The sequence below is a fragment of the Deinococcus sp. HSC-46F16 genome (assembly GCF_024171495.1).
Lineage (GTDB): Bacteria > Deinococcota > Deinococci > Deinococcales > Deinococcaceae > Deinococcus.
In genome coordinates this window covers 785442-808515 of record NZ_JALJZW010000001.1, presented here as the reverse complement: position 1 = coordinate 808515, position 23074 = coordinate 785442, and the positions used below count along the sequence as shown (strand labels likewise).

The 23074-nt window shown below is 72.0% G+C and carries 20 protein-coding genes; 10 read left to right on the top strand and 10 right to left on the bottom strand.

Going from position 1 to position 23074, the window contains the following annotated elements:
- Nucleotides 1-93 precede the first annotated feature (93 nt).
- The 7 genes from infB to L1280_RS03995 form a co-directional block, all read right to left on the bottom strand.
- The gene (infB, locus tag L1280_RS04025) at nt 94-1929 is read right to left on the bottom strand and encodes a translation initiation factor IF-2 (protein WP_253580787.1); all 1836 of its coding nucleotides are present in this window, start codon (nt 1927-1929) and stop codon (nt 94-96) included.
- 75 nt (nt 1930-2004) lie between these two features.
- Nucleotides 2005-2280 (bottom strand): DUF448 domain-containing protein, encoded by a 276-nt coding sequence (locus L1280_RS04020; RefSeq protein WP_253580786.1) that lies wholly within the window; start codon nt 2278-2280, stop codon nt 2005-2007.
- Between the two features lie 7 nt (nt 2281-2287).
- Nucleotides 2288-3469 carry a transcription termination factor NusA gene (nusA, locus tag L1280_RS04015; RefSeq protein ID WP_253580785.1) on the bottom strand — a complete coding sequence of 394 codons (1182 nt, stop codon included), beginning with the start codon at nt 3467-3469 and terminating at the stop codon, nt 2288-2290.
- Between the two features lie 159 nt (nt 3470-3628).
- Nucleotides 3629-4096 carry a ribosome maturation factor RimP gene (gene rimP, locus L1280_RS04010; protein WP_253580784.1) on the bottom strand — a complete coding sequence of 156 codons (468 nt, stop codon included), beginning with the start codon at nt 4094-4096 and terminating at the stop codon, nt 3629-3631.
- Nucleotides 4097-4239: 143 nt separating this feature from the next.
- On the bottom strand, nt 4240-5376 hold the full coding sequence (locus tag L1280_RS04005) for an LCP family protein (protein ID WP_253580783.1): 1137 nt from the start codon (nt 5374-5376) through the stop codon (nt 4240-4242).
- A gap of 58 nt (nt 5377-5434) precedes the next feature.
- Complete coding sequence (locus L1280_RS04000) at nt 5435-7654, bottom strand: phospholipase D-like domain-containing protein (protein ID WP_253580782.1); 2220 nt, start codon at nt 7652-7654, stop codon at nt 5435-5437.
- A 29-nt stretch (nt 7655-7683) separates the two neighbouring features.
- Nucleotides 7684-8829 carry an acyl-CoA dehydrogenase family protein gene (locus L1280_RS03995; RefSeq protein WP_253580781.1) on the bottom strand — a complete coding sequence of 382 codons (1146 nt, stop codon included), beginning with the start codon at nt 8827-8829 and terminating at the stop codon, nt 7684-7686.
- 79 nt (nt 8830-8908) lie between these two features.
- Here L1280_RS03995 and L1280_RS03990 point away from each other — a divergent pair, with 79 nt between their 5' ends.
- The 8 genes from L1280_RS03990 (at nt 8909) to L1280_RS03955 (ending at nt 16994) form a co-directional block, all read left to right on the top strand.
- Nucleotides 8909-9355, top strand: coding sequence for a hypothetical protein (locus tag L1280_RS03990; RefSeq protein ID WP_253580780.1), 447 nt, complete (start codon nt 8909-8911; stop codon nt 9353-9355).
- Between the two features lie 52 nt (nt 9356-9407).
- Entirely contained in the window at nt 9408-10418 is a 1011-nt protein-coding gene (locus L1280_RS03985) for an MDR family oxidoreductase (protein WP_253580779.1), read from the top strand.
- A 121-nt stretch (nt 10419-10539) separates the two neighbouring features.
- Nucleotides 10540-11226, top strand: coding sequence for a hypothetical protein (locus L1280_RS03980; RefSeq protein WP_253580778.1), 687 nt, complete (start codon nt 10540-10542; stop codon nt 11224-11226).
- Complete coding sequence (locus L1280_RS03975; protein ID WP_253580777.1) at nt 11223-11924, top strand: hypothetical protein; 702 nt, start codon at nt 11223-11225, stop codon at nt 11922-11924. Before L1280_RS03980 ends, L1280_RS03975 begins: the two co-directional genes overlap by 4 nt.
- An 84-nt stretch (nt 11925-12008) precedes the next feature.
- Nucleotides 12009-12926: a tRNA glutamyl-Q(34) synthetase GluQRS gene (gene gluQRS, locus L1280_RS03970; protein WP_253580776.1), complete on the top strand. Its 918-nt coding sequence runs from the start codon at nt 12009-12011 to the stop codon at nt 12924-12926.
- A gap of 57 nt (nt 12927-12983) precedes the next feature.
- Nucleotides 12984-14261 carry a tryptophan synthase subunit beta gene (trpB, locus tag L1280_RS03965; protein WP_253580775.1) on the top strand — a complete coding sequence of 426 codons (1278 nt, stop codon included), beginning with the start codon at nt 12984-12986 and terminating at the stop codon, nt 14259-14261.
- Nucleotides 14258-15058 (top strand): tryptophan synthase subunit alpha, encoded by an 801-nt coding sequence (trpA, locus tag L1280_RS03960; protein ID WP_253580774.1) that lies wholly within the window; start codon nt 14258-14260, stop codon nt 15056-15058. Before trpB ends, trpA begins: the two co-directional genes overlap by 4 nt.
- A gap of 118 nt (nt 15059-15176) precedes the next feature.
- Entirely contained in the window at nt 15177-16994 is a 1818-nt protein-coding gene (locus tag L1280_RS03955; RefSeq protein WP_253580773.1) for a diguanylate cyclase, read from the top strand.
- An 86-nt stretch (nt 16995-17080) separates the two neighbouring features.
- On the opposite strand, the gene L1280_RS03950 is transcribed toward L1280_RS03955, so the two are convergent.
- Nucleotides 17081-17590, bottom strand: a complete 510-nt coding sequence (locus L1280_RS03950; RefSeq protein WP_253580772.1) for a ferritin-like domain-containing protein — start codon at nt 17588-17590, stop codon at nt 17081-17083.
- A gap of 103 nt (nt 17591-17693) precedes the next feature.
- Between L1280_RS03950 and L1280_RS03945 the strand changes: the two genes are divergently transcribed.
- Entirely contained in the window at nt 17694-18542 is an 849-nt protein-coding gene (locus tag L1280_RS03945; protein ID WP_253580771.1) for an MBL fold metallo-hydrolase, read from the top strand.
- Between the two features lie 38 nt (nt 18543-18580).
- Here L1280_RS03945 and L1280_RS03940 read toward each other — a convergent pair whose 3' ends face one another.
- Complete coding sequence (locus L1280_RS03940) at nt 18581-21541, bottom strand: SMP-30/gluconolactonase/LRE family protein (RefSeq protein ID WP_253580770.1); 2961 nt, start codon at nt 21539-21541, stop codon at nt 18581-18583.
- A gap of 115 nt (nt 21542-21656) precedes the next feature.
- On the opposite strand from L1280_RS03940, the gene L1280_RS03935 reads away from it, so the two are divergent.
- Nucleotides 21657-22916 carry a hypothetical protein gene (locus tag L1280_RS03935; RefSeq protein ID WP_253580769.1) on the top strand — a complete coding sequence of 420 codons (1260 nt, stop codon included), beginning with the start codon at nt 21657-21659 and terminating at the stop codon, nt 22914-22916.
- A gap of 23 nt (nt 22917-22939) precedes the next feature.
- Here the strand turns inward: L1280_RS03935 and L1280_RS15665 are convergent, their stop codons facing one another.
- The gene (locus L1280_RS15665; RefSeq protein WP_256487885.1) at nt 22940-23074 is read right to left on the bottom strand and encodes a hypothetical protein; all 135 of its coding nucleotides are present in this window, start codon (nt 23072-23074) and stop codon (nt 22940-22942) included.

Below are 23074 nucleotides of genomic sequence, written 5' to 3'. Positions count from 1 at the left end.
TTAGGCCCTGAGAAGGACCACAACAACGGAGAGGGGCGGCCCCCACCGGGAAACCGCCCCTCTCTTGCTGAATGCGGATGGCTCAGCGCTGGCTTACGCCTGCTCGACTTCCACCATCTCGCTGGCCTCGATGATGTCGCCGATTTCCACGCCGTCCCAGTCCAGGTTGATGCCGCACTCGTAGCCGGTCTGCACCTCGCGCACGTCGTCCTTGAAACGCTTGAGGCCCACCAGGGTGCCCTCGTAGACGACCTGCTTGCCGCGCGTGACCTTGGCCTTGGCGTTGCGGCGCAGCATCCCGTCGGTCACGTAGGACCCGGCGATGTTGCCGCTCTTGGGGTGCCGGATGACCATGCGGACCTCGGCGCGGCCCAGGTAACGCTCCTCGAAGACGGGGTCGAGGTTGCCCTTGATCAGGCGGTCGACCTCGTCGATGAGTTCGTAGATGATCCGGAAGGACTTGATCTCGATGCCCTTGGACTCGGCGACCTTCTTCACGCCGCCCGAGGGCGTCACGCTGAAGCACAGGATGGTCGCGTCGGCGGTCGAGGCGAGCAGCACGTCGCCTTCCGTGGGCGCCCCGATTCCGGCGAGCATGACGTTGAGCTTGACGTCCTCGCTCTCCTTGCGGGCCAGGATGCCCTGGATCGCCTCCACGCTGCCCTGGGTGTCGGCCCGCAGGATCAGGTTGACGGTGCGCGTCTCCCCGAGTTCGCCCATCATCTCTTCGAGGGTCAGGCGGCGGCGCTCGCGGGCGTTCTCCGCGTCGCGGCGGTCACTGGCCCGCTGCGCGATGACTTCACGGGCGGCGTGCTCGTTCTTGGCGCTCAGGACCGTCTCGCCGCTGGCCGGGGCCTCGGAGAAGCCCAGGATCTGCACCGGGGTGCTGGGGCCAGCCTCCTTGAGGCGCCCACCCGCCGAGTCCGTCATCGCCTTGATCTTGCCGTAGCCCTCGCCCACGACCAGGAAGTCCCCGACGCGCAGGGTGCCCTGCTGCACCATCACGGTGGCGAGCACGCCCGCCTGACGGTCCACCCGGCTCTCGATGATGACGCCCGAGAAGGGGGCCTTGGGATCGGCCCGCAGGTCCTCGAGTTCGGCCGTCAGGCTGATGTACTCCAGCAGGTCCTCGACGCCCTCGCCCGTCTTGGCGCTGACGGGCACGACGACCAGATCACCGCCGTACTCTTCCGGCACGAGGTTGAGCTGGGTGAGGTCGGTCTTGACCCGCTCGGGGTCGGCCTGCGGCAGGTCCACCTTGTTGATCGCCACGATCATGGGGACCTTGGCGGCCTGCGCGTGCGCGATGGCCTCGCGGGTCTGCGGCATCAGCGAGTCGTCGGCGGCGATCACGATGATGGCGATGTCCGCGACGTTCGCCCCACGGGCGCGGATGGTCGTGAACGCCTCGTGGCCCGGCGTGTCGATAAAGACGATGCGGCCCTTGCTGGTCTGCGCCTCGAAGGCACCGACATGCTGGGTGATGCCGCCCGCTTCCTTGGCGGCAACCTTCGTCTTGCGGATGTAGTCGAGCAAGGAGGTCTTGCCGTGGTCGACGTGCCCCATGATCGTGACGACCGGGGCGCGGTGGGGCACTTCCGGGGCGGCGGGGGACGCTTCGGGTTCGCGCTCGGCGGTGGCCGTGGCGCTGGGGGCCGGAGCCGGGCTGCCCTGGGTGGCCGTCTCGGAGGCCTCCGCCTGGGCCGCCGTTCGGGGCGCGGTGGCCTCGGCGGGGGCGGGTTCGGCGGTGGACGCGGCGCCGCCCTGGGCTTCTTCTTCCAGAATCTGCTTGATCAGCTCGACGGTGTCTTCCTCGATGGTGCTGCTCACACTCTTGTACGACACGCCGAGGCCGTCGAGGATCTCCAGCATCTTGTGGTTGTCCACGCCCAGATCCTTGGCGAGGGTATAGATACGAACTTTCGACATGCTCACCTCCGGTGAGGCCTGCGCCGTGGCAGGCAGGGGGTTCAGGTTGTCATGGTCGGTCTGGGGCCTGCGCTCTTAAGCGGGGGCAGCGGGGGCCGCGTGCAGCGCCGCATTCACCGCCGGGGCGTCTCCCCGGAAGGTCCGGCGCAGCCGCTTCTCGGTCCAGCACCCCGGCGAGTCGGCGCACACGTAGGCGCCGCGTCCGGTGCGGCCCTTCTGAGCACCGGGAGCCACCTGCCACCCGCCCGCCGCGTCCCGGCTCACGCGCAGCAGCTCGGCCTGGGGCCGCTTCGTGCGGCAGGCCACGCAGGTGCGCTCGGGGACGTGGGCGGTGGGGGAGGAGGCGGTCACCCTGGGGTCACTCTCCCTGGTCGTCCGGGCTGGCGGTCGCCACCGACTTGCTGTCCTTGAACAGCGCGTCAAAGGCGGACGCGGCGCTGGTGCGGCTGCCCGCGCCCGACTGCTCTTCCTGCATCGCCTGCTGCATCGCTGCGTCGAGGTCGGAGACGGCCGCGGTTTCGCGCAGATCGATCTTGTGCCCGGTCAGCTTGGCCGCGAGCCGGACGTTCTGGCCGCCCTTGCCGATGGCGAGCGAGAGCTGGTCGGGCATCACGGTGACGGTGGCCTCGTTCTCCTCGATCTCGATGGGGCCGACCTTGGCGGGCGAGAGCGCGTTGCGGATGAATTCGCGGGCGTTGGGGTCCCACAGAATCACGTCCACCCGCTCGCGGCCGAGTTCGCCGGTCACCGCCTGGATGCGGTTGCCGCGGTGCCCGATGCACGCGCCGATGGGGTCCACGTTGGGGTTGTGCGAGAAGACCGCCACCTTGGAGCGCTGCCCCGCCTCCCGCGCGATCGCCTTGATCTCCACGATGCCGTTGGCGACCTCGGGGATTTCCTGGCGCAGCAGGTACTCCAGCAGGTGCTCGTCGGCCCGGCTCGCCAGGATGGTCGGCCCCTTGGGGGTCTTGCGGACCTCCTTGAGGTAGATCTTGACCCGGTTGCCGGGGGTCAGCTTCTCGCCGGGAATCTGCTCGCGGGGCGGCAAGATGGCCTCGCCCGCGCCGAGTTCGACAAACCAGTTGCCCTTGTTGTCCGAACGGACCACCTGCGCGGTGAGCACCTGGCCCTCGCGGTCCTTGTACTCGTTGTAGACCACGTTGCGCTCGGTCTCGCGCATCTTCTGGGTCAGGGTCTGCTTGGCGGCTTGCAGGGCGATCCGGGAGAACTTCTCGCGGTCCACCGGAAACTCCATCTCCATGCCGACCTCGACGCCGGGATCGAGTTCGAGCGCGTCCGCGAGGCTGATCTGGAGGTTCTCGTCCTCGACCTTCTCGACGACCTCGCGGACGACGAGCACTTCGAGTTCCCCGCTGACGGGGTCGAGGTGCACTTCGACCCTGCGGTCGGGTTCCACGTTGCGGACGTAGGCCTGCGCGAGCGACTGCTCGAAGGCCTCGATCAGTTGCATCTCGTTGATGTTGCGTTGCTGCGCGACTTCACGCAGCGCGTCGGCGAAATTGAATTCGGGCTGGGTCATCCCAAGTCCTCCTGTATTGAGTTTTATACGGATTCCGTCCGCTTCCTGAACAGCCAGAACAGCACCGGCTGTTCATCCATCTCCCGAAATCCGTCCTCGTTCCTACTCCCTTCGGTCGGGTTTTCAGGTGTCGGGGACACCTTCCAACCGGAAGGCTTGTTAGCGGTGCCGGTCCGGGAACTCGGCGAGGTTGCCCTGAAAGCTCCCCACCGTGAGCGTCACGTCCTCGCCCGCCACGTCGAAGGTGACCTGCTCGCCCTCGACGCCCTTGATGGGGGCGGTGAAGGAATGCTCGCCATTCCGCACGCGGGCCTTGAGGCCCACCATGCGCTCGAAGTGCCGCGCCCGCGTCAGTGGCCGCTTGGCCCCTGGCGATTCGAGTTCGAGGCGGTACTCGCCCGAGATGGGGTCGGCGCGGTCGAATTCGGCCCCGACGACCCGGCTGGCCTGCTCCAGATTCTCGACCGTGACAGGCTGCTCGTCGAGGCGGTCCATCCGGATCACCACGATGGGCCGCCGCCCCGGATTCTGCACCTGCACGTCCAGCACCTCGTACCCCAGCGGGCGCAGGACGCCGTCCGCGAGGCGGTGAAGCTGGTCTGAATTGTTGTTCGCATTGCTATTCATATTGTAGGCCCCTCTTCTCCGGGGCCGGTCACCACCCCCTCCACGAAAAAAGGTGGGTGCAGAACCCACCTCGCTTTCGAGGATTTCTGAGGGCCAGTATACCGCAAGTGCGGCCAGAGGCCTGAACGGGGGTCACAAAGGGGTCAGTTCGCCGGAGTATCGCTTCCCAGCCGCACGGTCACGTCCGCCCCCGCCACCCCCGGCTCGGCGGTGACCTGCCCGAAGCCCACGTCGCGCTGCACGGCGGCGGCCCGCTCGCCGCTGAGGGTGGTGGGGCCGTCCTGGCGCGGGCCGTTGGCGATGGTCACGTCGCCGTAGCCCAACCCGCGCAGCCGCGCCTGCATCCGGGCCGCGCTGCCGTCGGGGGCGCCCACGTTGAGCACGGCCACCGAGAGCGAGCGCGGGTCGTTCGGGTCGCGGAAGTGTTGGCGCACCAGTTCGGCCAGGGCCGCCCGGTCCGCGATCCAGGTGCCGCCCGCCCCGTAGTCGCCGGGAACGGTGTGGCTCTGCACGCGCGGACCACGCAGCGCCGCCCCCAGCAGCGCCCCCACCTCGCCGCGCGAGAGGTCCGAGCGGGTGTGCTCGTGCATGGCGCCCACCATGCGCGGCAGCCGCCACCAGTTCAGCGGATTGCGGGTCTGGTTTACCAACGCCGTGAGGAAAGCCTGCTGGCGCTGCACCCGGCCGATGTCCCCCAGATTGTCCTTGCGGAAGCGCAGAAAGCCCTCGGCCTGCTCGCCGCTCAAGCGCTGCCGCCCCGGTTGCAGGTCGATGTGGAGCTTGCCCGCGTTGTCGTCGTACTTCATGCGCTGGCCCACGTCCACCGTGACGCCGCCCGCCGCGTCGGTCAGGGCGCGGACCGCCCCCAGCGAGAGCAGCACGTAGGAGTCCACCCGCACCCCGGTGAGGTCCTGCACGGTGGCGGCCAGCACCTCCGGCCCGCCGTGGCGGTTGGCGGCGTTGATCTTGCTCAGGCCCCAGCCGGGCACGCTCACCCAGGTGTCGCGCGGAATGCTCAGCAGGTCGGTCTGCCCGTCGGGGTGCACCTGCGCGAGCACGATGGTGTCGGTGCGCCCCAGGAAATCCTCCGGTTTGGGCGGGTAGGGCCACACGCCCGCCGAGTCGTCATATTCCACGTCCACCCCGGCGAGCAGGATGTTCAGGGGACCGTCCGCCGTGCGGGGCAGGGCGCCGTAGCGGGACAGGGCGGGCGCGGCGGGGGCCGCGAGGGCGACGAAGCCCGCCAGCACGACGAGCAGGGAAAGGAGGGTGCGGCGCACGCGGCGAGTGTAGCGGCGCAGAAGATGAGGGGCAACGTCGCAGCCGCGCCGCCCGCGCTCAGCGGCCCACCGCCTTCAGCCAGCCGGGGAGGGCCGCGGGCTGCGCCTCCTCCCAGAAGTGCGCGAAGGCCCGCCCGAATTCGGCGTTGACTCCGGCCTCCGACGTGGCGACGCTGTATTCGTTCAGGCCGCGCGGCGTCCACGACGAGTAGTGCAGGTTCTGGCTGCCCACGACGAGCATCTGTCCATCCACCCGCATCACCTTGGCGTGCAGGGCGCCGGGATACCAGCGGGCCTCGAAGCGGCCGGACAGGCCCCGCGCGGCGAGTTCCCGGCGCAGCACCGCCAGCCCGACGCGGTTTTCCAGGCCCAGCAGGCTGTGCTCGTGCACCATGACCCGCACCCGCACCCCGCGCTCCATCGCCGCGACGAGCGCCCGCATCCACGGGAGTGCGTCCGCCTCGTAGGTGCACAGCCGGGGGTTGAGCAGCGCGAGGTTGCAGCGCAGGCCCATGCTGAAGCTGACGTGCAGCAGCTCGATTTCCCGCCGGGCGGCCCCGATCAGCGCGAGCTGCGCGGCGTCGGCGGCCTGAAACCCCTCGCGGCGGTACAGGCTGAAGGCGCGGTCCGTTCCGACCGGACTCAAGGGGAAGGTCGCGGTGCCCTGCGGGTGCGTCGCCTCGGCCGGACCCGCCCCCCGGCACGAGGAGCGCACCCGCCGCGCGGTGACGCCGGGGTCGCATTCGACGCGGGTAGAGCGCACCCACAGGTCGTCGAAGACGTTCAGGCCGTCCCGCGCCACCGGCCCCCGCACCCATAGCCCGAAGTCGCGCAGGTCGCCGCCCCCTGGCCGCTCGGCGGGGAAATGCAGCGGCCCCACATTGAACCCCATCGCCACGAGGTCCCGCCCGTCCAGCACCAGCAGCTTGGCGTGGCTGTGGGGAAAGGTGCCCGCGTAGTTCGCCACCTCGACCCGCCAGCCCCGCGCCGGGTCCGCGAGGGGCACGCCCGCGTCCAGCAGGTCGCGGATCGCCGCGTACACCTGCGACCCCCATTCGAGGTTGGCGGTGACCGGGAAGTTGCCCAGCGCGATCCGCACCGTGACCCCCTGCGGGTAGGCGGCGGGATCGGCCTGCACCCGGCGGTACAGCTCGGCCACTCCCCCGGCCAGCACGGCCCCCGGCCCCCGGCGGGGTTCGTCGGCCCATTCCATCACCGCGTACAGCACCTCGCGCCGCGCCCCGGCAATCTGCGCCGCGAGCACGTCGTAGGCCCCGTGGGGGGTGGGCGGCCGGTCGCTGAAGGCCGGGTCGGGGTTCGGGGTGTGCAGCAGCCCCAGCACCCGGTTGCCGCACGAGAGGTCGGGCCGCCCGCCCCGCGTGGTGACCTCCCACAGCGCCCGTTCGAGCGGGGCCGTGGGCGCGGGGCAATCCAGCCCGGAGGCCGCCGGAATCGCCAGCGGCTCGGCACGGGTGGGGCGCGACTGGACGAAGGACACGGCCTGCTCGGCGACCCCCCAGACCCCCAGCAGCGTGACCCCCAGCGCGGCGAGGGTCAGGGTCACCTGCCGCCCGTCGGCCCCGTCGCGCTCCGGATGTTCGGCGGCGGCGTGGATGCTCGCGGCGATGGCGAGGTCGCCCACGACCTGCGCGGCCACCAGAAAGGCCGTGAGCCAGCCCAGCAGCGCCCAGCCGCCCCCGTCGAGCAGGCTGGGGACCCCGATCAGGGCCACCACCCCACCTCCCACCAGCCCCGCCGCGCCGAAGCCCAGGAGCCCCGCCAGCGCCGGACGCCACGCCAGCCTCGCCCGCACGGTGAGCAGCCCCAGCACCCCGCCCGAGATCAGGCCATACAGCCCGCAGGCGGCGGCGACCAGCCCGGCGAGTTGCAGGCCGCCCAGCACGTCGCCCAGGCCGCCTCCCTGGTAGATGCCCGCCAGCCCCAGCACCCCGGTGACGGGCACGATCAGCAGCCCCGCCGTCGTGCCCGTCGCGGCCCCCGCCCGCAGCCGCGCCTGCCCCCGCGAGAGGCCCAGCCGCCCCAGCGGCAGCGCCCGCGCCGAGAGCGCCCCCGACAGCCCGAAGCCCAGCGTGACGCTCACGAGTGCCCCCAGCCCGCCCACCAGCGCCCGTACCAGCGGCTGCCCCGGCGGCACCAGCGCGAGCACCACGCTCAGCACGCCGCGGGCCAGCAGCAGCCCCAGCGCCAGCCCGGCCAGCGCGGCGAGCGCGAGCCGTCCGCCTTGGGCGGGGCTGGGGGGGCGGGGCAGCAGGCGCATGGAGGTTCAGGATAGGCGAGCAGGTATCCCTACCGCCGCGCTTCGACGCCCAGCCGCGCGGCCCCCAGTCCGCCGTAGCCCACCTCGTCGGCGGGGGGGTGGGTCAGCCCGGCCCGCGCGTCGCGCAGCAGGCGCTCGAGCCCCAGCGCGGGCAGCAGCGCCGCCCCGCCCGCCGTCCGCACGGCGAGGTCGGTGGTAGCGACGGCCGCATTCGTCGCGTGGACCTTCGCCGCGCCCAGCAGCGGCACCGCCCCCGGCCCCGGCGCGGTGTCCCAGGCCCGCGCCGCCGATGCCAGCAGGGCGCGGGAGGCTGTCAGCTCCGCCGCCATCCGGCCCACCGCTTCCTGCACGCGCGGCAGAGTGGCGATGGGGGCGCCCAGCGCGGTGGGCACCCGCTCCCGCGCGTAAGCCGTCAGCGTCTCCAGCGCCGCGAAGCCGACCCCCAGGTACGTCGCCGCGAGGGCCGTCCAGAACCACGCGCTGCTCGCGGGGTGGGCCGGGGTCGGTGGGGCGACGTGTTCGGCGGGGACCCAGACCCCGCCAAAGGTCACGTCATGGCTGCCGCTTCCGCGCAGGGCGAGCGCTCCCACCCAGGTCGGTTCCACCGCCACGCCGGGGGCGTCCAGCGGCACCAGCAGCCGGGCGACCTCCCCGGCGGGGGTGGCCGCGCTGACGACCGCCAGCCCCAGCTCCCGCGCTCCGGTGGCCCAGGTCTTGCGGCCGGTGACCCGCCAGCCGTCCCCGTCCGGCACCGCCGCCGTGCGCGGCAGGCCCCCGCGCGAGGGGCTGCCGAGTTCCGGCTCACTCGCCAGCGCGTTTACCAGCCGCCCCTCCACGCTCGCCCCCGCCAGCGCCGCCAGCATTGGCCCAGGCAGCGTCCGGCCCTGAAACGCCGCTCCTACCACATGCGTGTGCATTGCCAGCACCAGCGCGAGCGCCGCCCCCGCCTGCCCCAGTCGCCGCTGGGCCTCGGCGTACTCCTCCAGGGTGGCGCCCAGCCCCCCGGCCTCTCGCGGCAGGGTCAGCCGGGTGTACCCGCTCGCCCGCAGCGCCGCCCCCGCCTCCGGGGTCACGTCCCCGGCCGCCTCGCAGGCGCCTGTGTGAGCACGGATGGCCGCCTCCGCCCTCGCGGTGACGGCTTCGAGGTCGGCGGGCAGGACAGAGGTGGGCCACATGGCCCGCAGGGTAGGGCATCGCCGTTGCCCAGATGCCCCCCTCGTCAGTTCGTGCAAAACAGAATATAGTGGGTGAACTATGCCCCAATCCCCCCGCGACGCGGCCCGCGCCGACATCCTGTCCCGCTTTCTGCCGAGCGTGGACCGCGACGTGAGCGGTCTGGCAGCGGCCCACTGCGAGGAACGCGGCCTGACGGCCCCCGGCGGCTTGCCCGCCGCGACCCTCTGCCTGGGGAGCCACGCGGCGGTGACCCGGCTGATCTGGGAAACCTTCGCGCCCGGCTGGGACGACGTGGTGTACGTCTATGACGGCACGCGCGGCGAGCAGACCCGCTACCTGGGGGCCAAGCTGCACCTCACGGTGGCCCTCGCCGCCTCCGGGGACGAGCCCACGCCGGGCGTGCAGGCCGCGCTGGAGGCCGCTCGGCGGGCGCTGGCCGAGTTGTGGCGGGTGTGGGCGGGGTATCAGGCCACCACGACCGACGCGCTCTCGCTGGCCGTGACCGAGTTCGAGGACGTGCGCTGAGGCGTCCGCCGCCGCGTTACCCTGGGGCACTTCAACTCCCGAGGTGCCTTTCATGTCCCAGCTCACCCTCCCCGAGACCTTCCGTGCCCTGCGGGCCGTCAAAGACGACGCGGGCGTCCGCGCCGAGTTCCGGACCCTGACCCCCGCCGACCTGCCCCCCGGCGATACGGTGGTCCGGGTGACCCACTCCAGCCTCAACTACAAAGACGGGCTGGCGGTGGCTGGCCGCCCCGGCGTCCTGAAGTCCTACCCCATGACCCCCGGCATCGACCTGGCGGGCGAGGTCGTCTCGGACGAGACGGGCACCTACGCCCCCGGTCAGGGCGTGCTGCTGACCGGCTGGGGCATCGGGGAGCGGCAGGACGGCGGCTATGCCGAGTACGCCCGCGTCCGCTCGGAGTGGCTGGTGCCGCTGCCCCCCGGCACGGACGCCCACTGGGCCATGAGTGTGGGCACGGCGGGCTTCACGGCGATGCTTTCGGTGATGGCGCTGGAGGAGCACGGCGTGACCCCAGGCGGGGGAGAAGTGCTCGTCACGGGCGCGGCGGGCGGGGTGGGCAGCACGGCGGTCGCGCTGCTCGCGGCAGCGGGCTTCACGGTGACCGCCAGCACTGGTCGGGCGCAGGAGGAGGGCTACCTGCGCTCCCTGGGCGCGGCGAACGTGATCGGCCGGGACGAGGTGGCTGCGCTGAAGCGCCCCCTCGAAAAGGAGCGCTGGGCCGGGGTCGTGGACTCGGTGGGCGGCGACACGCTCGCGGGAGCGATCGCCAGCACACGCACCCACGGGGCGGTCGCGGCCTGCGGACTGGCGGGGGGCAGCGGCCTGTCCACGACCGTCTTTCCCTTCATCCTGCGCGGGGTGGCTCTCTTGGGCATCGACTCGGTGACCTGCCCCACGCCGAGGCGCCGCGCGGCCTGGGAGCGGCTGGCCCGTGACCTGCCCGCCGGGCGGCTCGCGGACGTGACGCAGGTGCGGCCCCTTTCGGACGTGCCCGCCCTGGCCGAGCAGATTCTGGCAGGGCAGGTGCGCGGGCGCACGGTGGTGGCCGTCCCGGCCGAGTGAAGCGGCTCCGTGCGGCGCGTGCCTGAACTGGGCCAGGGGCCGCTGGGCAAGGCTGGGGGAGATGAGACGCGGCGCGGTTTTCCCATCTCCCCGTCAGCCGGGATGCACTAGGCTGGCGGGCATGAGAAAACTCGGTGCGCTGACGGCCCTTTCCCTGATCCTGGCTTCCTGCGGCGGTGGTCCCGAACGCGTGCCGGACAATGCCCCCCCCGAAACCACCGTCTCCGGCCGCATCCAGACCTGGCAGAGCGGGGCGGCGGGCACCGTGACCCTGCAACCCGGCCTGCTGCCCCTGGCCACCGCGCCGGTCAGCAGCACCGGCACCTTCGCCCTGACGCTGCCGACCGGGCCGCTGGTCGAGGCCCAGACCCGCCCCATCCCCGAAACGCTGGAACAGGGTCTGTCCGACCTGAACTGCACGTCTGCCGGGCTGACGGTGAGTGACCCGGCGGCACGCGGTCTGCTCTTTTTCACCCTGCGGGCCGAGGGGGGCGGGGCCGGGGTACGGGAGGTGGCGGCGGCAAGCCTCACAAGGAGTGGGCCTCTATCCGCCTCCTTTGATGCCCGCGCGTGGTTGTATACGGATCGCGTGGTCACAGTCACGGGCAGAATCAATTGCAGAGTTGCTGGTCTGACGGCGCCTATTAATGTCAACGTTAAGACTGTGCCTGGCTGGATCAAGCTGCAAATAAGCGCAACGGGCAGCTACGGTTTTGGTGGCGCCAGCGCTGGCGGCAAGGTCAGCCGCACGCTGACCGACCTCAACACCTGGCTCACCCTCGACGAAGTCGGGCAGGCCCTCCAGTGAAGCGCACGGCCGCCTTGATGGCGGGCGCCCTGCTGCTTGCGGGCTGCGCTCCCCGGACTGTTTCCACGGGGGTCACGCCCAGCGCTCCGGCCCGGCCCGTCACCCAGATTCCGGGGGACATCTCGCGCTGGTCGGGGACGGGCAGCGTCGCGCTGACCGGGCCGGGCGGACAGGTGCTCGCGCAGGCGGAGGTGGCCCCTGACGGCCGCTTTACCCTGCCCTTGCCGGGAGCGGCGGCCCTGACGCCCCTGCTGCGCTCGCCCACCGAGGCCCTCTCGGCGCTGGGCTGCACAGGCAGTGTCCTGAGCAGCGACACGGGGGCGGGCAGCTACGCCTTCCTGGGCCTGACCCCGCAGCGCTCGCAGGCCGCGACCGTCTTTGCGGCGCAGGCCGAGCGCACCGGCTTCGTGTCGGGGGTCTTCTCGGGCCGCGTCTACCTGTACGTCAACCGGCCGACCCGCCTGAGCGGCACGGTGGACTGCGGGCCGATTGTCAAGGACTTCGCCGGGGTGCAGGCCGCCGTGCCCGTCACAGTCGACGTGAACGCGCAGCCTGGCTGGAATGCCCTGGAACTCGGCGTCAACGTCCGGGCCAGCCTGGGCGGCGCGAGCGCGGGGGGCCGCCTTGCGGCGGTGGCCGACGCCGAACGCGTGTGGCGCACCCCCGAAGAAGTGGTGCAGCAGGTCACGGGGTCCTGAGCGTCCGGAGTTGGGGAAGAGGGGGAGCGGCGGGTCTGCTCCCCCCTTCTCTGGCCCGACCCCAGCATGCTCTACCCTCTCCCCATGCCCCAGTCCCCAGCCCCCCCCGTGGGCCGCTTCGCCCCCAGCCCCACGGGCGCGATGCACCTGGGCAATGCCCGGACGGCGCTGCTCGCGTGGCTGCACTCGCGGGCGCTCGGCGGGCGGCACCTGCTCAGGTTCGAGGACCTCGACACCGGACGGGTGCGGCCCTGGGCCTTCGGCGTGACCCGGCGCGATCTGGAATGGCTGGGGCTGGACTGGGACGCCGAAACGCGGCAGTCCCAGAGGCTGGACGTGTACGCGGATGCCCTCGCCCGGCTCACGGGGGCGGGGGAGACGTACCCCTGCACCTGCACCCGCCGCGAGATCGCTCAGGCCGTTCAGGCGAGCGCGGGGGCGCCGCATGGCACGGAGCCGGTCTATCCGGGCCTCTGCCGCACGCATCCCCCCGGTCCGGGCCGCCCCGCCGCCCGGCGCTGGCGTGTGCCCGACGTAACCGTCTGTGCCCAGGATGCCCTCACCGGGGACAGGCTCTGCCAGCACCTCCCCAGCGAGGTGGGCGACTTCGTGCTCCAGCGGGGCGACGGCGCCTACGCCTATCACCTCGCCGTGGTCGTGGACGACGCGGCGATGGGCGTGACGGACGTGGTGCGCGGGCGGGACCTGTGGCCCGCCACACCCCGCCAGGTCGCCTTGCAGGGGGCGCTGGGCCTTCCCACGCCGAGATACCTCCACGTCCCCCTGATGACCGACTTCCGGGGCGAGCGCCTCGCCAAGCGGGGTGGGGCGCCCCCGGTGCAGGCGCTGCGCGAGGGGGGCGAGGAGGCCGGGCAGGTGCTCACCACGCTCGCCCGTTCGCTGGGCTGGGAGGTGCCGGACACGGTGACTGCACGGGACCTCCTCCCCCTCTGGCGGCAAATATTAGAGGAGGCCGGATGGTCGCTCCCGTCACAAACTTAGACAACCTGTCTAAGTTTCCCCGCCTGCTGCCGGGCCGGGCGGTCTACCCTGAGCATCATGTCTCTGAGTCTTCCGGACTACCCGCAGCCTGATGCGCGGGGCCGCTTCGGGCGCTTCGGCGGGCGCTACGTCCCCGAGACGCTGATCCCCGCCCTGGACGAACTGGAGCGGGCCTACCTCGATGCCAAGAGGGACCCCGAGTTTCTGAACGAGTTGGAACGGCTGCTGCGCGAGTTCGTGGGCCGCCCCAGCCCGCTGTACCTCGCCCGCCGCCTGACCGAGCACGCGGGCGGGGCGAAGATCTACCTCAAGCGCGAGGACCTCAACCACACGGGCGCCCACAAGATCAACAACTGCCTCGCGCAGGCGCTGCTCGCCGTGCGGATGGGCAAGAAGCGCGTGATCGCGGAAACGGGCGCCGGGCAGCACGGGGTCGCCTCCGCCACCGCCGCCGCCCTGCTGGGCCTGGATTGCATCGTGTACATGGGCGCCGAGGACATCCGCCGCCAGGCCCTCAACGTCTTCCGGATGCGCCTGCTGGGCGCCGAGGTCCGCGAGGTCACCTCGGGCACCGCGACCCTCAAGGACGCCACCAACGAGGCCATCCGCGACTGGGTCACCAACGTGCGCGACACCTTCTACATTCTGGGCAGCGTGGTGGGGCCGCACCCCTACCCGGCGATGGTCCGCGACTTCCAGGCCGTGATCGGGGAGGAGGTCAAGGTGCAATTGGAAGCGATCGAGGGTCGCACGGCCCCCGACGCCGTCGTCGCCTGCGTGGGTGGCGGCTCCAACGCCATCGGCATCTTCGCGCCCTACGCCTACCTGCCCCAAGAGGAGCGCCCCCGCCTGATCGGCACCGAGGCCGCCGGGGAGGGCGTGGAGAGCGGCAAGCACGCGGCGTCGGTCGCGGGAGGACGCATCGGCGTGCTGCACGGCTCGATGATGTACCTCCTCAACGATGACGAGGGCCAGATCGTCCCGCCGCACTCGGTGAGCGCGGGGCTGGACTACCCCGGCATCGGGCCGGAGCACTGCCATTACTCGGCAACCGGGGTGGCCGAATACGTGCCCGTCACCGACGCGCAGGCGCTCGAAGCCCTGCAACTCCTGACCCGGCTCGAAGGCATCATCCCCGCGCTGGAGAGTGCCCACGCGATCTCCCACGCCGTGCAGCTCGCGCCCGAACTGGGGCCAGACGGGATCATCGTGGTGAACCTCTCCGGGCGCGGCGACAAGGACGTGGCCGAGGTGATGCGCTTGCTGGAACAGGAACGGGACGCGGGCCTGCTGGACAAGGACCCCGAGCAACTCATCGCGGAGGTGCTGGCATGACCGCCACGCTGACGAGGGGCGCCGAGCGCCTCCACGCCGCCTTCGCCCGCGCGAGTGCAGAGAACCGCGCCGCCTTCATCCCCTTCATGACGGGCGGGTTTCCCAGCGCCGCCGAGTTCCCGGCGGTGGCCGAGGCCCTGCTCGCGCATGCGGACATCCTCGAAGTCGGGATTCCCTACTCCGACCCCCTCGGCGACGGTCCCACCATCCAGCGGGCGTCCGAGCAGGCGCTGGCGGGTGGCACGAGCACCCGGCGCACGCTGGGACTGATCCGCGAGTTGCGGGCGCGGCACGATGCGCCCATCGTCGTGATGACCTACGTGAACCCCATCTACGCCGTCGGCCCGCGCGAGTTCATGCGGCTCGCGCGGGAAGCGGGGGTGGACGGCCTGATTCTCCCCGACCTCCCGCCCGACCAGGACCTCGAAATTGCCGACCTCGCCGCCGAACACGGGCTGGCCGTCACCTTCCTGATCGCACCCACGAGCACGCCCGAGCGGGTGAAGCTCGTGGCGGAGGCGTGCACGGGCTTCCTGTACGCGGTGTCCGTGACCGGGGTCACCGGGACGCGGGAGGGGTCGGCGCTGGCCGAGGTCCCCGCGATGCTGGCCCTGGCCCGGCAGCACGCGCGGGTACCGGTGGCCGTGGGCTTCGGCGTGAAGGACGCGGCGACCGCCCGGCAGGTCGCCTCGGTCGCGGACGGGGTGGTCGTGGGGAGCGCCTTTATAAATGCCGTGCGGGACGGGCAGGACGTGGGGGCGCTCGTGGCCGAGATCGCGGCGGGGTGCGGGCGGTAATCACCCCGTTCCTGGCGGCTCCCTCCTCCAAGTTGAGGGGACGGAGCCGCTTTTTTTCGGCATCCATGTCGACTTTTTGTCAGACAGCGGCAAGAGGCCGCCCTTACCCTGGGGAGCGATGCGTCTGGCCCCCCTGCTCCTGTTGCCCCAGCTTCCGGTCTGGATTCTGCTGGCGGTGGCGGGCGTGCAGCTCTCGGCGGCGGTGGATGCCCGCACGCAGGCCACGGCGGAGGCGGCACACTCGCGCGAACAGCTCTCGCACATGGAGGCGGCGCTGCGGCTGACCCTCGACCTCGAAACGGGGGTGCGTGGGTACGTCATCACCGGGCAATCCGCGTTCCTGGCCCCCTACCGGCAGGCCACCGCCGCCCTGCCGGAGGTCTTGGGCACCCTGCGCGAGGGCGTCGCCGCGCAGGCCACCCCGGACCGCCCCGCGCAACTCGCTCGCATCAGCCGCATCGAGACCTTGCTGGAACGCTGGCAAAGCCGGGTGGGCCGCCCCGAGATCGCGGTGCGCGGGCGCTCGGCGCAGGAGGCGGCCGCGCTCGTGGCGCGGGGTACGGGCAAGCGCCTGATTGACGCGGTGCGGGCCGAGGCCGCCGCCTTTACCCGCACCGAGGGCATCCGGCTGCGCGAGCAGGAGGCGGCGGCGCTGGCCCGCTTGCAGGACCTGCGGCGCACCCTGCTGGAGTACGGGATCGCGGTGATCGCCCTGTCGGTTCTGAGCGGCCTGCTTGCGGCGGCCCTGATCTCGCGCAGCTACCGCCGGGTCAGCCTCGCGGCCGAGCGCCTCGCGCGGGGCGAGGGCGGCGTGCGCTTATCCAACCGGGGACCGCAGGAGGTCCGCTCGCTCTCGGCGGCCTTCAACCGCATGAGCGAGCAGCTCGGGGCCGCGCAGGCCGAGGCGCAGGGCCGCGCCGCCGATCTCGCCACCCAGAACGCCCGGATGGGGGCGCTGGGTGACCTCAGCGACTGGCTGCAAGCGGCGCGGGGCTTGGAGGAAGGCGGGCAGATCCTGGCCCGCGCCCTGCCCACGCTGCTGCCCGGCACGCGCGGCTCGCTCGCCACCCACAACGCCTCGCGCAACCTGCTCGTGCCGCTGCTGACCTGGGGCGGCGAGACGGCTTCGGGCGGCGCTCCCGACGGCTGCTGGGCACTGCGCCGGGGTGAGACGCGCTGGCCGCAGGACTCGGGCTTCGCGCCCGCGTGTCTCAGCGGTCCAGGGGGTGGCGGTGGATACGTCTGCGTCCCGCTTTTCTCGCACGGGGAGACGCTGGGCATCCTGCGGGTTCGCCCCGAGGTCGACGGGCAGCCCCTCCCCGCCGACCTGCGGGAGACGCTGCCCGCCGTGGCGCGGCAGGTGGCCCTCGCCCTTGCGGGGCTGCGCCTTCAGGAGCGGCTGCACCAGCAGGCCATTCGCGATCCCCTCACCGGGCTGTTCAACCGCCGCTGGCTCGAAGACGCGCTCGCCTCGGCCGGAGCCCATGCGGTCGCCACGGATGAGCCGCTCTCGCTGATCGCGCTCGACGTGGACCACTTCAAGCGCTTCAACGACACCTTCGGACACGAGGCGGGGGACGCCGTGCTCGTGCGGGTGGGAGCCGCCCTGCGTGACCTCGCACCCCCCGGTGCGGTCCCCGCCCGGCCCGGCGGTGAGGAGTTCACCCTGCTGCTGCCGGGGCTGGACACTGGGGCTGCCGCGGCCCTCGCCGAGCGCCTGCGCGAGACGGTCGCGGGCTGGAGCCTCAGCCACGCGGGGATGACCCTGGGGCAGATCACCGTGTCGCTGGGGGTCGCCACCCTGGGGGTCCATGCCCCCGCCCCCGAGGCCCTGCCCCGCGTCGCGGACGAAGCGCTGTACGCGGCGAAGGCGGGGGGGCGGAACCGGGTGGCGGTGGCGCGGGGCGTGGGGGCTTCCCCGGTCCTCGCCCACTGATCCGGAGCCCGGCCCAACACCGGCCCGGCAGCCCCCCGAAGAAGCCTGCCCCAGCGGTGGTCCGGGGCAGGGCAACGGGCCCGGACCTACCCCAGCGCCTGCATGTTGATCGACCGGGCCAGCCCCGTGAGCTTCAGGTCGGTGGCCTTTTCCTCGTCCTCGGAGGTCTGGAGGAGCGGGGCGTCCTCGGTGCGGCCGAGCAGCTCGGCGTAGGTCCGCAGGGTGCCGTAGGCGGCGATCTCGTAGTGTTCGGCCCGCTGCGCGGCGGCGATCAGGCCCGCGTCGCGCACGGCGGGGTCGGCCTGCTTCTCCACCATCTCCCGCGCCTCCGCGACGAGGCCCTGCATCGCCTTGCAGGTCACGCCGCCAGGCTGCGTGCCCAGCCTCCCCAGGATCTGCTCCAGCCGCCCGATCTGCTCGCGGGTCTGCTCGGCGTGCAGCTCGAAGCCCTCCCGCAGGTCCGGGCTGCTCGCCGCCTGCGCCATCTGCCCCAGCGCCTCCAGCAACTGGTTCTCGGCCGAGTACACGTCCTGAAGCTGCTCGGTGTAGAGGTCTTGCAGGTCGGTCATCTTCATGCTCAGGCCCTGTCCGGTCATGGAACCATCTTCGCCCCGGCCCCGGCGAGGGGGGTGGGCCGGGCGTGAAGTCCCGTTCACTCCGCCCGCACCGGTCCTGCCCCAGCCCGCTACACTCCCCCTCATGTCTTGGATCAAGCCCCTCCGGATCGGCGAGGCCGACGTGTATTCCCTCACCGACGGGAAGTTCCGTCTCGACGGCGGCGCGATGTTCGGCAGCGTGCCCAAGGTGCTGTGGGAACGCGTCGCGCCCGCCGACGGCCTGAACCGCATCCGCCTGCGCATCAACCCGCTGCTGATTCGCCTGGGCGGGGAGAACATCCTCGTGGAGACGGGCTTCTGGGACCAGGGCGGCGAGAAGTTCGAGGGGATGTACGCCCTCGACCGTGACGAGACGGTCTTCCGGGGCCTCGCGGAGGTCGGCCTGACCCCGGACGACATCAGCCTCGTGATCAACACCCACCTCCACTTCGACCACGCCGGGCGCAACGTGACCCCGGCGGGCGAGCCGACCTTTCCCAATGCCCGCTACGTGGTGCAGGCGCAGGAACTTCACGACGCCACCCATACCCACGAACGCAGCCGCGCGAGCTATGTCGCGGCGTATATCGAGCCGCTGCGGGACGCCGGGCTGTACGAGGTCGTGGAGGGCGAGCACGAGCTGCGCCCCGGCCTGAGCGTGCTGCCGCTGCCGGGGCACAACCTCGGGCAGCAGGGGGTGGTGCTGCGCTCGGGCGGGCAGACGTTGGTGTATACGGCTGACCTCGTGCCCACGCTGGCGCACGTGCCCTATCCGTATGTCATGGGCTACGACCTCTATCCGGTAACCACGCTGGAAACGCGCAAGCGCCACTACGGCGAGTGGTTCGAGTCCGGGGCCATCCTCTGCACCCCGCATGACCCCGACGTGGCCTTCGCCCGGCTGGAGGAGGGGAAAAAGGGGGGATTCATCGGGGTTGCCCTGAACGAGTAAACCCCCTCCGGGGTGGAGGGGGCTGGAGAAGGGGAGGGTCAGCGCAGGATGGAGAGGTAGCCCTGCCGGGTGCTGCTGGCGTTGTCGTACTCGGCGGTCAGGACGGCGAGGCCCCCACCGTTCACGGTCACGCCCGCCGGAACCTCCCCGAGCTGGATGCGGGCGGCCTTGCCGCTGCGGGCGTCGATGCGAAAGACGCTGGTGTAGTCCGCGCCCCACAGCACGTCGGGGTTCTGTCGGTCGAAGCCGAACAGCCGCTCGACCCGCAGGTCATTGAAGGTGGTCAGGCTGCCGTCGGCGTTCAGGCGCCCGACGGCACCGTTCCGGGTCAGCCACACAGTCCCCGCGTCGCTGATCGCCACGCTGCCGCCCTGATCGGAAACCTCGGCGCCCAGCGGCCCCACGGTGCCCGTCTGGGTGTCGACGCGCAGGGCGGCGCTGGAGTAGGCGGGCAGGTAGACCAGCACCTTGCCGTCGCCGCTCGCCACGAGGCGCCCCTGCTGGCCGTAGCTGGCCTTGTCGTCCACCACCACGACGTCGTTCGCCGCCGTGCCGGGCGTCCAGCGGACGAGCGCGGTGCGGGTGCCGCCGGTCGGCTCGGAGACGCGCTGCACGAACCACACGCGGCCCTGGCCGTCGGCCACGCCCCCGTACAGGCCGGTCGGCCGGGGCAGGAGCGTGACCTCGCCCGCCGCCGTGATGCGGGCGACCCGCTCGTCGGTCCCCGTAGCGAGCACGTCCCCGCCCGGCAGCGCGATCAGGCTCCCGACCCCGAAGGGCACCGTCGCCCTAGCTCCGGCCTGAAGCCCCACGTACCGGGTCAGTTCGGTGCGGTACACCGAGGTCGCGGAGTCGAAGCGGCCCGCGCCAAGCACCCAGACGCCCTCGCCGGAGGAAGCAAGTGCGCTCTGAGCCGCGCCCACCGCCGTGCGGGCCGGGCGCACCGTGAGCTGCACCGTATTCGGTCCCTGGGAGACACTCGGTTGCGGCGTCGACACCCGCACGGTCGTGGTGCCGGGCGCGGCGTCCGGGGCCACCGTCAGCGGAATCGTCACCGTGGTGGTCGTCCCCGGCGTGACCTGCGCGGTCACGGGCTGGGCGCTCACGCCTGCGGGCAGGTCGCTGACCGTCACGGTCGCGCTGCCGCTGAAGCCCTCCACGCTGGTCACGTTGACCTTCAGCCCGGCGGTGGTGCCGGGGTAGAGAAACAGGCCACCCACGTGCTCGGTCCCGACGGTCAAGCTCACGCTGGGCGCGGTGAGCCGCAGAGGGAGCGTTCGGCGCCCCACTTCCCGCCCACCCTGCTTCACGATCAGGTCCAGGGGACCGCTGTACGCGCGGGCGTTCGCCGCCGCCGTGAAGGTCAGGCGCGTCTGCACGGCCTCCGGGGTCAGGCGGGCGAGCGGTGCCTGGCCGCCCAGGCCCTGTGCCCCCACACGCTGCGCCGCCAGGGAGGGCAGGGTCACGGTGGAGGGGGTCACCGTCACGCCGGGCACGCTGGTTTCCAGGGTGACGGCGCCGCTGATCCCGCCGACCTGCACCAGGCTCGCCTCGCGGCTGACCGACTCCCCGGCCCGCAGGATCAGTTCGGACTGGTCCCGGAAGTCGACCTCCAGCCGTTCTGCGGCGCGGTTGAAGGCCAGGGTCACGCGGGTGCCGGGAGCGAGGGTGCGGACGCGCAGGTGTTGGCGCTCCCCCTGGGGTGCCAAATCTTCGACTTGCACCGCGTTCCAGCCCTGCTTCAGGGTGAGGTCGAGGTCATAGACGTACGCGCCGCAGGTGGCCGTGCCCCTGAACGTTCCCGCCGTGTCCGAGTACATCCGCTGGACCAGGTGCCCGCCGTCCACCGTCTGCTCGGTCACCGTCCCCAGGAGGTCGCCGCCCGCGCTGAACACGCCCAGCTCGGGAACCTCGGTTCCGAAATCGGGGGCGCTGCGCTGGCCGCTGAAGGTGCACTCCTTCAGGAAGGGCCAGACCTGGGGCGGCGCGGGAAGCACCCCGCTGACCGCCCCCGCCGCCGTCACCGTGGCCGGGGTCAGGTCGCGCACGGTGTTACTCCACGAGAAGGAGGCCGCCACCCTGCCCGTCCCGAAGGTCCACCCGCTCAGCGTGCCCTGAAGCCGCGAGGGGTCGAGTGCGACTCCAGGGGCTGCCCGGTAGGTCAGGCTTACCGTCTTCGCCGCGTCCAGTGTGACTGTCTGCGCGGGTGGGGCCGTGAAGTCGTTCACCGCGCCGCCCTCGATCCGGAAGACGTCCCCGGCTTTCAGAGTCAGGGTCTTGGTGCCTGACACCGTGCCGCTGAACACCTCGGCCTTGGTCGCGTCGTTGAGGACGGTGACGGGGGCCTGCGCGACCCCCTCGACCTTGAGGGTCAGGTCATAGGTGGTGGGTACGGGCGGCGCCTTGGCCGTGTAGGTCAGGGTCACGGTCTTGGCCCCGTCCAGCGTGACGAGCTGGGCGGCGGGAGCGGTGAAGCCCTCGACCTCCGCGCCCTGCACCCGGAACACGTCCCCGGCCTTGAGCGTGAAGGTCTTGCTCCCGGCCAACGTGCCGCTGAACGCCTCCGCCTTGGTGGCGTCGTTGACGATGGTGACGGGGGCTTGCGGCACCCCCTCGACCTTGACCGTGAGGTCGTGCGTGGTGGGAACGGGCGTGGGCGGCGTTTTGGCCGTGTAGGTCAGCGTGACCGTCTTGTTGCCGTCCAGGGTGACGACCTGCGCGGTGGGGGCGGTAAAGCCGTCCACGGCCCCGCCCTCCACCCGGAAGACGTCGCGCGCCTTCAGGGTCAGGGTCTTGCTGCCCGCCACCGAACCCCCGAAGGCTTCGGCTTTGGTCGCGTCGTTGAGGATGGTGACGGGCGCTTGCGGCACGCCCTCGACCTTGAGGGTCAGGGTATAGGTGGTGGGGGACGGCTCGGGCCGCTCCTGGACAGGGCCGGGGCAGGCGGTCAAAAGGACGGTCAGTCCGAGGAGAGCAGAGGAGAGGGGCAGTGTCTTCATGAACGCTCAGGATTCTAAGGTTCGCGCTGCGTCTCTGCCTGATGATTTGCTGACGCCCCCCGGCTTCATGAAGGTCCCGGCCCCCACGCGCCCGCCATATGCTTCCCTGGTTGCTATGGGTGAAGCGAAACGACGCAAAGAACTGGGCCTGATGCCCACCACCTTCCCGGTCGAGGTGCGGGTGACGGCCGGGGGCGAGGTGACCCTGATGGGCGGCCCCGACGACCCCGCCGTGCGCGAGCGGCTGCTGGAAGGCCTGCGCTCGGCGCTGCCGGGTGGGGCGACGTGGGAGCAGGGCTACCGCCAGCTCTATCTGATGATGGGCCGGGGCGAGGGGCCGGTCGCCACCCCCGAGGACTTCGCGGCGATCCCGGTGCCCCCGCAGCGGCGGCTCACGGGCGACCTCGTGCTGGGCGCCCGCTCCACTCCCGAGGACGTGCTGCTGCTGGGCGAGGGGGCCTCGCTGCGGGTGCGGACCTCCGAGACCTCGCACGACGGCGAAACCTGGGAGCCGCTCTCGCTGCCCGACGACGGTGTGGAGCAGTTGCTGAGCCACCCCCTGGCCCGCGAGCGCGGTCCCCTGCTGGGCACCCTGACCGCCGAGCACTGGCGGGAAGGCCGCATCGACCTCGACGCCGAGCCGCCGGAGGCGCTGCTGGAACCGCTGGAGGACCTCGTGCGCGAGTGGGACGGCGAGGGCGAGGAGTGGCGGGAACGGCATCTGGAGCTGCTGGACGGTGGGGCAAACGGGGACGCCGTGCCCCAGGCCATCCGCACCCGGCTGGAGCTGCGCGGGCTGCCGCTCCTTCCCTCGTCCGCCAACCAGCCCCACGCGGTCATTGGCGAGGGCGAGGAGACGCTGGCCGTGTACCTCTCGCCGCTGGCCTACACGCTGGACGGGGAGGACTGGCTCCCCTACGGCGGCGCGGAGGGGGAGGCGACTGAGTCCTCCAACTTCGGGGACCTGCTGACCCAGATGCTCGACGTGCAAACCGTGCCCGTGACCGTGTGGGTCGACGGGCGGGTGGAGTGGGCAGAGGGCGACGTGCCGGAGGAGCAGGCCGAGCGGGTCCGTGGTGACCTGCGTTCAGCAACCGGGGCGGGCGATTCGGCGGCATGGGCCGAGTGGACCCGCACCCTCCTTGCGGAAACCTTCGCGGACGAGGCGCCGGGCCTCGCCGAGCGCGGGAGCCTGCCCGCCGTGCAGGGCGTCCGGCTCGACCTTCCCACCGACAGCCTCACGGACCCCGACGACCCCGCGCAGTACTTCATCGAGTCGGAGGTGACCTTCGACGGCCAGACCTGGCGAGACCTCTACGCCGAGGAACTGCCCGAGGAGTTGCGGGAGGGCGGGGCGGGCGGCGCGGCGAACTGAGCACTCACCCCCGGCAGGCCGCGTCACCTCTTCGGGGGCCGCGGCTTTGCGCTGTCCCAGGCGTGCCGGACGACCCGCACGACCAGCCACAGGCCGCCCAGCAGGGTGCCGAGCAGCAGAAGCAGGACGAGCAGTTCCAGCGGACCGATGTTGGGCAT